This window comes from Oscillibacter sp. KLE 1745 (genome assembly GCF_000469445.2).
Lineage (GTDB): Bacteria > Bacillota > Clostridia > Oscillospirales > Oscillospiraceae > Oscillibacter > Oscillibacter welbionis.
The window spans coordinates 39,319-45,988 of the sequence record NZ_KI271724.1 but is presented as its reverse complement, the minus strand read 5'-3'; the positions used below and the strand labels follow the sequence as shown (position 1 = coordinate 45,988).

Sequence of the window (6,670 nt, the reverse complement as noted above, 5' to 3'; positions counted from 1 at the left end):
GGCTTTCGCCGGGCGGCTGCTGTTCGGTTTATTTCCGGGTACTGCCGCCGTACTGTTCCGAGGACAGGCGCACCTGGGCCTCTCCATCGCCGATGCCGGTGATTTCCACCGTCAGCTTGTTCCGCAGGTCGGCGCTCTCCCCTTCCTGGACCTGGAAAGCCCGGACCAGCGTCTCCCCGGCGGGGATGCGAACCATGGAGAACAGCTCCTGGTTGATATGGCCCACGGTCCAGGGGCGGAAGACACGCACCAGGATGTCCTGGTCCCCCTGGTTCTCGATCACCAGGGCGGCATAGGGCAGCTCCGGCATGAAGTGGAAGGTGTACGTCAGATCCGCCCCCTGGAGGGCCACGCCGTCCACGAACCGCCCCAGATAGGCGGCTGGATCCAGCACCGCCGGGTCCACCTCGGTGAACACCCCGCAGCTGACGCCATACTCCGGCACGGTGGGCGTCTCCATCTGCCGCTGGATGAGTTCCTCCCGGATGGGCGAGTCCTCTTCCAGCCCGTGTCCGACGATGACGGAGGTGCTGTCCCCCACCTGAATCTCCGCCTTCTGGTCGCCGATGGCGACGATGCGCTCCGTGCCGTCTTCGTTCTGCGTGGTCCTTCTGGAGAAGAACTCAGCCCCCGTCCAGTAGATGGGCTGGCCGTTCCCGTCCAGACGGGGATTGCCCTCCGCATCTACGGCCGCCTCAGTGCCGAAATCAATGCAGTTCAGGTCCTCCCGGTACACCGCGCCGTAGACCATGTCCAGCACCTCCGCCGCGGTCTCGGCGCTGATGAAGTAGTGGTCCTCCCCGTTTTCATCAGTGTAGGTCAGCACAGTGGGGATCTGCGCTCCGTCCTCCGTAGTCCAGGCAGCGCCGGCAGGTACCTGTTCCTTGCCGAACAGAGCCACACCCGCCTCGCCGTAGGCCACCTGTCCGTTCAGCGTTCCGCTCTGAGGGACAGCGGGCGGCCTGGTCTCCCCCGCCAGGGAGGCCCCCACCAGCCCTACCAACAGCAGCATGGTGCTCATGCCCGCGATAAAGGGAATGTAATTGCGTTTCATCAGATTCCTTCCTTTCCTGTCACCAGGTCACATTCCTGGCAATCTCCAGCAGCTCTTCGGCGGACAGGCCCTTCCCATGGAGGGCGAAGATGTAGGGCCCGTCCGTCCACAGCAGGTCTTTTTCTGTGCTGTCCGTCTCCTCTTCCACCAGCAGGCCCAGGCGGCCGTTGACCTCCACCTCAGAGCCCTGGCAGGCGGTCCCCTTGGAACCCACCAGGTCCTCTCCCTGGGTCTGCATCAGGGTGAAGGAGGCATCCTCCCCCCTTCGGTACGCCAGACTTCGCTCCCCGCGGATCTCACTGGTGCTGCCGCGGACCAGGATGAAGCCCTCCGGCACACAGCGCAGTTGGGCGTCCTGGAAAGGCCGGGTGGTGGTGTGCTCCAGGCGGATAACGTACCGCAGTTCCCCGTCTGTCTGGGACCAGTAGATCTGGCAGTCCGTCCGGTCCCCCGCCCCCACGGAGAGTCCCGCCGCCAGGGCGCCCAGCACGGCGGCCGCCGCCAGCAGGGCCCGCCAGTGCCGCCGTCTCCGCTGACAGCGGAGCAGCGTCGCCATCCGGGCCTCGAAGTCCGGGGAGAAGTCATGGACGCAGTCCTCCCGGTCCGGCAGAGCGGAGAGGAATTTCTCCGCCGCCTCCGGCGCCGCCGCGTACAGGGCCTCCTCTGAGATCATCATGGCGTCTCCCCCCTCTCATCCAGAATTTCCGCCAGCTTCTTCCGGGCCCGGTGCAAGGTCTGGGTCACGGCATCAGGGGTGGCGGAGAGAAATCCCGCGATCTCCCGGGCGGAATAGCCGTTGTAGTATTTTAGCAGAAGCACCTCCCGGTACCGGGGCGGCAGGGATGCCATGGCATCGGCCAGACCGCCGCCCTCCGGCGGTGCGGACCAGACGGTCTGTTCATCCAGCTCCGTCTCCGGATGGCGCTGGCGGGAGCGATATAGATCGATGGCCTTCCGCTCCGCCACCGTCACCACCAGATTCCGCGTCCGGGGACAGGGGCCGTCGGGGATAGTCGCCATGTGCTCCGCCAGCTTCACGAAGGACTGGTGCACCGCGTCCTCTGCGTCTTGTGGATTTTTCAGGATGTGATAGGCCACATGGTACATGAGGCCCCGGTAGGCCAGGTACAGCGATTCAAACCTGGTCCGATCATCCGCTGTCTCCATGGTTGCCAGATATTCCAGCATGGCGTTCCCTCCTGTCCCTCTGCTCTCTATGACGCTGGAGCGGGCGCAAATCTGACGGCCGGATTTGAAAATTCATGAAAACAGGCGGGAGTACTCCCGCCTGTTCTGCTATGCAGCGCCCAGCTCCGCCTCCTGCCGCTGTGCCGCCATTTGGGGGGACGCCACCCTCGCTGTGACCGCCGTGATAACTGCCAGTGCCAACACGCCAAAAATCCGCCGTTTGTCCATGAAAAACCACCCCGCAAGCTGTTTTGCAAACAGTTTACAGGGTGGTTTTGCCTGATGTCAACTACAATCCAGTAACAGCTCAGCCGTTCAGCCGGGCAAGCATCTCCTCCCGGGCCCCGGCGATATACGCATCGTAGGTGCACATCTTGTCGATGAGCTTCCCGTCCACGAACTCCATGACCCGGTTGGCGATGGTCTGGACAAACTCATGGTCGTGGCTGGCGAAGAGGACCACGCCCTTGAAGTCGATCAGGCCGTTGTTGACGGCGGTGATGGACTCCAGGTCCAGGTGGTTGGTGGGCTGGTCCAGCACCAGGGCATTGGAACCGAACAGCATCATCCGGGACAACATGCACCGGACCTTCTCGCCGCCGGAGAGGACCTTGACGGGCTTGTACACGTCGTCGCCAGAGAACAGCATCCGCCCCAGAAAGGACCGCTTGAAGGACTCGGTGCCCTCCTCCGCGTTGTCGGCGGTGTACTGGCCCAGCCAGTCCACCAGATTCAGGTCGCAGTCATTGAAGAAGGCGGAGTTGTCCAGGGGGAAGTAGCTGGTGGTGATGGTGGTGCCCCACTTGAAGGTGCCCGCATCCGGCTCCAGCTCCTCCATCAAGATCTTGAACAGCGTGGTGGTGGCGATCTCGTCCTCCCCCACAAAGGCGATCTTGTCGCCCTTGTTTACCCGGAAGCTGACGTTGTCCAGCACCTTCCGGCCGTCCACGGTCTTGGTGAGGCCCTCCACCGCCAGAATCTCCTTGCCCGGCTCCCGGTCCATCTTGAAGCCCACGAAGGGATAGCGCCGGGAGGAGGCGGGCATCTCCTCCACCGTCAGCTTGTCCAGCAGCTTCCGGCGGGCGGTGGCCTGCTTGCTCTTGGACTTGTTGGCAGAGAAGCGGGAGACGAACTCCTGGAGCTCCTTGATCTTCTCTTCCTTCTTCTTGTTCTGGTCCCGGATCAGCCGCTGCATCATCTGGCTGGACTCGTACCAGAACTCGTAGTTGCCCACATACATCTTGATCCCGCCGTAGTCCACGTCCACGATATTGGTGCACACAGTATTCAGGAAGTGGCGGTCGTGGCTCACCACGATAATAAGGCTCTCGCACTCCAGAATGAAGTCCTCCAGCCACTCCACGGCGTGGATGTCCAGGTGGTTGGTGGGCTCGTCCAGCAGGATGATGTCCGGCTTGCCGAAGAGGGCCTGGGCCAGCAGCACCTTCACCTTCTCCTTGGCGGTCAGCGTGCTCATCTCGCTGTACAGAATGTCCTCGGACAATCCCAGGCCCTGGATCAGGCGGCTCACGTCGCTCTCAGCCTCCCAGCCGTCCATGTCGGAAAACTCCGCCTCCAGCTCGCTGGCCTTCACGCCGTCGGCGTCGGTGAAGTCCTCCTTGGCGTAGAGGGCGTCCTTCTCCTTCATGATATCGTAGAGCCGCTGGTTGCCCATGATGACCGTGTCCAGCACCGTGTACTGGTCGTACTGGAAGTGGTCCTGCTTCAAAACGCTCATCCGCTGATCCTTGGAGATCACCACCTCGCCGGTGGTAGGCTCCAGATCCCCGGAGAGGATCCGCAGGAAGGTGGTCTTTCCGGCGCCGTTGGCGCCGATGATGCCGTAGCAGTTGCCGGGGGTGAACTTCAGGTCCACGTGCTTGAACAGGGTCTGTCCGCTGAAATTGAGACTGACGTCATTGACTGTGATCATAGCTTGTATCCTTTTTCATATCTGCGTATTTCATCGCGGCAGTAGGCGCGTTTTCCGCGCCTGCTGCCGCTCTGTGATCCGATTAGCCCTCTTCCGCGATCTTGCGGCCCATGAGGGTGCCCATGACAGAGGCCATCATCAATCCCCGGGTCCAGCCGGAGCTGTCGCCCAGGCAGTGGAGGCCCTGGAGGCTGGTGTTGAAGTCGGTGTCCATCTTCACCCGGTTGGAATAGAACTTCAGTTCCGGGGAGTACAGCAGCGTCTCATAGGCGGCGAAGCCCGGCACCACGTAGTCCATGGCCTGGATGAAGTTGATGATGTTGGTCATGGCCCGGTAGGGCATGGCGGCGGTGATGTCACCGGCCACGGCGTCCGGCAGGGTGGGCCGGATGTTGGACTGGGCCAGCTCCTTCTGCCAGGTGCGCTTGCCGTCCAGAATGTCCCCGAACCGCTGGACCAGGATCTGGCCGTTGGCCAGCATGTTGGTCAGCTCGCCCACCTTCTGGGCGTAGGCGATGGGCTGGTTGAAGGGGATGGAGAAATTGTGGGAGCACAGGATGGAGAGGTTGGTGTTGTCGCTCTTCAGGTCCTTGTAGGAGTGGCCGTTCACCACTGCCAGGTTGTTGTCGTAGTTCTCCTGGCTGACGAAGCCGCCGGGGTTCTGGCAGAAGGTGCGGACCTTGTTCTTGAAGGGCTTGGGATAGCCCACCAGCTTGGACTCGTACAGCACCCGGTTCACCATCTCCATGACCTCGTTGCGGACCTCCACCCGGACGCCGATGTCCACAGTGCCGGGGGCGTGGGCGATGTTGTGCTCGGCGCAGAGCTTCTCCAGCCAGTCGGCGCCCCGGCGGCCGGTGGCCACCACGGTATGCTTGGCGTAGATCTCCAGGTCCGTCTTGCCGTCGGAGATGGCCACGCCCTTGCAGACCTCGTTCTCCAGGATCAGGTTGCTGCACTCATAGCCGAAGTACATCTCCACCCCGTTCTCCTGTAAGTACCGCTCGATGGCGAGGTAAATGCCCTGGGCCTTCTCGGTGCCCATGTGGCGGATGGGGCAGTCCACCAGCTTCAGCCCCGCCTGGATGGCCCGGCGGCGGATCTCCTTCCGCTCCTCCTCGTGGCCCAGGCCCTCGATGTGCTCATCCGCGCCGAACTCCAGGTAGATCTGGTCGGCGTAGTCGATGGTCTCCTGGGCCAGGTCCGCCCCGATCAGGGTGGGCAGGTCGCCGCCCACCTCATAGCTGAGGGAGAGCTTGCCGTCGGAGAAGGCGCCGGCGCCGGAGAAGCCGGTGGTGATGTGGCAGTAGGGCTTGCAGTTCACGCACTTCTTGGTCTTGTCCTTGGGGCAGTGGCGCTTTTCCACCGGCTGTCCCTTTTCCACCATGACGATCTTCTGGCGGCTGCCCTTCTTAATCATCTCCAAAGCGGTGAAGATACCGGCGGGGCCGGCGCCAACAATGACAACATCTGCGTTCATAGTCTTCTCTCCTCGTTTTTCCTCATTTGGCTGACAGGTCCACCCCGCGGCGCACCAGGGAATACGGCGGCACCGCCTTGGGAAGGTCCATATAGAATTTCATCTGTGGGGTGCGGGGTTCCACCAGGGGCGCCCCCGCCTCGTCCCGCATCTCCGGCACGGTTATGGAGAAGGGCCGCAGATCCGGGCCCACGATCTCCACCGTGTCCCCGGCGCGGAACTTATTCCGCAGGGACAGCACGGCGTGCCCGGCGCTGTCGCAGTCCGTCACCACCGCCGCCACCTGCCATTCCCGGACATAGCGGGAAGTGGCGTAATACTGGCCCGGCGGGCCGTAGTAGAAGCCGGTGGAGTAGGGCCGGTGGCTCACGTGTTCCACCTCGTCCCGCCACACGGGATCGACGGACTCCCCTGCCGCCGCGGCGTCCAAACAGTGGCGGTAGGCCCCGGTGACGATGGCCGCGTAGTAGGCGGACTTGGCCCGGCCCTCGATCTTCAAACTGGAGAGGCCCGCGCCGCACAGGTCCCCCAGGTGGTCGATCATGCACATGTCCCGGGAGTTCAGGATATAGGTCCCCTGCTGGTCCTCAAACACCGGGAAATACTCCCCCGGCCGCTTCTCCTCCACCAGGGCGTACTGGTACCGGCAGGGCTGGGCACAGGCGCCCCGGCTGGAGTCCCGGCCGGTCATATAGTTGGAGAGCAGGCACCGCCCCGAGTAGCTGACGCACATGGCGCCGTGGACGAAGGCCTCGATCTCCAGGTCCGCCGGGGTCTTGTCCCGGATGGTGCGGATTTCCTCCAGACTCAGCTCCCGGGCCAGGATCACCCGGCTGGCCCCCAGGTCGTGCCAGGCCCGGGCGGTCTCGTAGTTGCAGATGCTGGCCTGGGTGGAGATGTGCCGCTCACACCGGGGGGCGTACTTCCCCGCCATGGTAAAGGCCCCCAGGTCCGCCACGATCAGGGCGTCCACCCCGGCGTCCGCCAGCCGTTCCAGGTGCTCCGGCAGGCGGGG

At 63.4% G+C, this 6,670-nt stretch carries 6 protein-coding genes; all 6 read right to left on the bottom strand.

Features of this window, described 5'->3' with window-relative positions:
• Positions 1 to 28: 28 nt before the first annotated feature.
• The gene (locus tag HMPREF1546_RS09695; RefSeq protein ID WP_021749247.1) at positions 29 to 1,054 is read right to left on the bottom strand and encodes a hypothetical protein; all 1,026 of its coding nucleotides are present in this window, start codon (positions 1,052 to 1,054) and stop codon (positions 29 to 31) included.
• Between the two features lie 19 nt (positions 1,055 to 1,073).
• Positions 1,074 to 1,730 carry a DUF4367 domain-containing protein gene (locus HMPREF1546_RS09690; RefSeq protein WP_021751892.1) on the bottom strand — a complete coding sequence of 219 codons (657 nt, stop codon included), beginning with the start codon at positions 1,728 to 1,730 and terminating at the stop codon, positions 1,074 to 1,076.
• Positions 1,727 to 2,242: an RNA polymerase sigma factor gene (locus tag HMPREF1546_RS09685; protein WP_021750639.1), complete on the bottom strand. Its 516-nt coding sequence runs from the start codon at positions 2,240 to 2,242 to the stop codon at positions 1,727 to 1,729. The genes HMPREF1546_RS09690 and HMPREF1546_RS09685 overlap by 4 nt, the downstream gene beginning before the upstream one ends.
• A gap of 307 nt (positions 2,243 to 2,549) precedes the next feature.
• A complete protein-coding gene (locus HMPREF1546_RS09680) occupies positions 2,550 to 4,175 on the bottom strand; it encodes an ABC-F family ATP-binding cassette domain-containing protein (protein WP_021750641.1) in 1,626 nt (541 codons plus the stop codon).
• 82 nt (positions 4,176 to 4,257) lie between these two features.
• Positions 4,258 to 5,655, bottom strand: a complete 1,398-nt coding sequence (locus tag HMPREF1546_RS09675; RefSeq protein ID WP_021750642.1) for an NAD(P)/FAD-dependent oxidoreductase — start codon at positions 5,653 to 5,655, stop codon at positions 4,258 to 4,260.
• A 22-nt stretch (positions 5,656 to 5,677) separates the two neighbouring features.
• On the bottom strand, positions 5,678 to 6,670 hold a 993-nt coding region (locus HMPREF1546_RS09670), incomplete at its 5' end, for a U32 family peptidase (RefSeq protein ID WP_021751891.1).